Consider the following 2,786-nt stretch of genomic DNA (forward strand, 5'->3'; position numbering starts at 1 on the left):
CCTGACGACCCCGCCGCACGACACCCGGTCGGCGAGCACGACCCCGCTCCCCCACCACAACGAGGTTGGTCCCGCTATCCACCGGATAGCGGGACCAACCTCGTTCTCGGCGGCCGCCCAGGGCCACCCCGGTCAGTCCGCGGTCACGAAGAGGTGGCGCGTGACGTCGTCGGGCAGGTCGAGGACGGTCAGGGCGCCCTCGCCCGAGGCGGTGACGACGCCGTCACCCACCGTGACCACGAGGGTCCGGTGCGGGAGCACGCCGGCCTCGGCGAACCGCGCGAGCAGCTCGACGTCCACCTGGATCGGCTCGGCGATGCGCTGGAGCACGACGCGCACCTCGGTGCCCGGCACCGCGCCGCGCGCGACGAGGTGCGCGCGCAGGGACACGACGCCCTGGAGGTAGCCGACCTCGGGCAGGTCCTCGCCGAGCTCGCGCAGGCCGGGGATCGGGTTGCCGTACGGGTCGTGCGCCGGGTGGTCGAGGAGCCCGACGAGGCGCCGCTCGACGAGGTCGCTCATCACGTGCTCCCAGCGGCAGGCCTCGGTGTGGACGTGCTCCCAGTCGAGCTTGATGACGTCGGTGAGCAGGCGCTCGGCGAGGCGGTGCTTGCGCATGACGCGCACCGCCGTCTGCTGGCCGAGGGCCGTGAGCTCGAGCTGGCGGTCGCCCCCGACGACGACGAGGCCGTCGCGCTCCATGCGCGCCACGGTCTGCGAGACCGTCGGCCCCGAGTGCCCGAGGCGCTCGGCGATCCGCGCGCGCAGCGGGGGGATCCCCTCCTCCTGCAGCTCGTAGATCGACTTCAGGTACATCTCGGTGGTGTCGATCAGGTCGGTCACTCGGCCTCCCGCGGCAGGTACGACGCACTCTTCTCTGGAACGGTTCCAGTCTAGCGCTTTCGCCGCCGACTCCGACCGGCGGGCCGCCGCGCCTAGGGTGTCCCCGTGACCCGCCCCCGCGCCGACCGCGTCCGCCGCGCGGTCGAGGCGGCCGCCGCCCGCGACGGCATCGTGCTCGACGCCGGCCAGCGCGACCTCCTCGGCCGGCTCGCGCGGCTCGGCGACGACGTCGCCCGGGCCCGACGACGTCCCGTCCGCGGGCTGTACGTCTGGGGGCCGGTCGGGCGGGGCAAGTCCTGGCTCGCCACGGCGTTCGTCGACGCCGTCACGCCGGAGCTCCCCGCGGGAGCCGTGCGCCGCACGCACGTCTACGACCTGTTCCGCGACCTCCACGCGGCCATCCACGCGCGCCGGGAGGCCGCCCGCGCGGAGCCACGCGCCGCCGTCGGGCACGGAGGCCCGACGCGCGGGTGGCGCACCCGGGCGCCCCAGGTCCCGGAACCTCCTGCGCCGGAACCCCCGGGACCTGAGCCGTTGTCGCCGGAGGTGCGGCCCGAGGACCGCCCGAGCGCGGTCGACGACGCGATCGACGACCTCCTGCGCGGCACGACGCTGCTCCTCCTCGACGAGCTCCACCTGCACGACACGGGCGACGCGACGCTCCTCACGCGGCTCCTGCGCCGGGCGTTCGCGGCGGGCGTCGTCGTGCTCGCGACGTCCAACTATGAGCCCGGCACGCTGCTGCCGAACCCGCTGTGGCACCACGTCGCCGAACCCGGGATCGCCCTCCTTCGGGCGCACCTCGACGTCGTCGAGCTCGCCGGGCCCACGGACTACCGGACGCTCGGCGGGCGCGGTCGCGCCGGGTTCGCCGCGGGCGCGTGGCTCCGCCCCGGCACGACGGCCCAGCTCGACGCCCGCGGCCTGCGCCGCCCGGGCGCGGACGAGGCGACGGCGGTCCGCACCGGGTCGCGCACGTTCCCCGTGACGGCGGCGCGCGCGGACGAGCTGTGGGTGACGTTCGACGACCTCGCGGGCCGGCCGACGTCGACCCTGGAGTACCTCGACTGGTCCGTGCGCTTCCGCCGGTGGGTCGTCACCGACGTCCCCCTGCTCACCGCCGTCGACCGCGAGGCCCAGCAGCGGTTCGTCGCGGTCGTCGACGTGCTGGTCGACGCGGACGTCGAGCTCGTCGTCACGTCGCCCCACGCGCTCGGCACCTTCCGCACCGCGCTCCCCGACCGCCCGGACGCGTTCCGCACCGCGAGCCGGCTCCAGCTCCTCACCGAGGACGCGGGCGGCACCGACCCGGCGGACGACGTCCCGCACGCCTGACCCGGCGCGTCCCAGGGCTCGCGTGCGGGGGTGTCGTGGGCGGCGGCTACGATCGGCCGCAACCGACTCGACTGGAGGCACCTGGTGGCACGCTCCGACGGCACCGACGACGGCGGCGCGCGCGGTCAGCGCGGGCCCCGCGCGGCGGACGCGCTCACGTGCTCGTTCTGCGGCAAGTCGCAGCGGCAGGTGAAGCGGCTCATCGCGGGCCCCGCGGGCGTCTTCATCTGCGACGAGTGCGTGGCCCTCTGCCTCGAGATGGTCGAGGAGGACCGCGAGACGGAGTCGGCCGAGCAGGACATCGTCACCGGCAGCGGCCCGCTCCCCACGCCGCACGAGATCTTCGCGCACCTCAGCCGCTACGTCGTCGGACAGGACGGCGCCAAGCGGGCGCTGGCCGTCGCGGTGCACAACCACTACAAGCGCGTACGCGCCGCCGCTGCCGCCGAGGAGGCGGGCGAGGCCCTCGCGACCGACGACCCGGACTACGTGGAGCTGGCGAAGTCGAACATCTTGTTGATCGGTCCGACGGGGACGGGCAAGACGTATCTGGCGCAGACGTTGGCGCGGATGTTGAACGTGCCTTTCGCGATCGCGGACGCGACGGC

At 75.1% G+C, this 2,786-nt stretch carries 3 protein-coding genes; 2 read left to right on the forward strand and 1 reads right to left on the reverse strand.

What is annotated here, in order from left to right; translation table 11 throughout:
- Positions 1 to 132 precede the first annotated feature (132 nt).
- On the reverse strand, positions 133 to 843 hold the full coding sequence (locus tag GWJ10_RS19505; protein WP_043659817.1) for a metal-dependent transcriptional regulator: 711 nt from the start codon (positions 841 to 843) through the stop codon (positions 133 to 135).
- A gap of 105 nt (positions 844 to 948) precedes the next feature.
- On the opposite strand from GWJ10_RS19505, the gene zapE reads away from it, so the two are divergent.
- Positions 949 to 2,178: an AFG1/ZapE family ATPase gene (gene zapE / locus GWJ10_RS19510; RefSeq protein ID WP_163188957.1), complete on the forward strand. Its 1,230-nt coding sequence runs from the start codon at positions 949 to 951 to the stop codon at positions 2,176 to 2,178.
- A gap of 84 nt (positions 2,179 to 2,262) precedes the next feature.
- Positions 2,263 to 2,786: ClpX C4-type zinc finger protein (locus tag GWJ10_RS19515; protein ID WP_163188958.1), on the forward strand; the 524-nt coding region annotated here is incomplete at its 3' end.

Source organism: Cellulosimicrobium sp. SL-1 (assembly GCF_011033075.1).
In the GTDB taxonomy this organism is placed as follows: Bacteria; Actinomycetota; Actinomycetes; order Actinomycetales; family Cellulomonadaceae; genus Cellulosimicrobium; species Cellulosimicrobium funkei.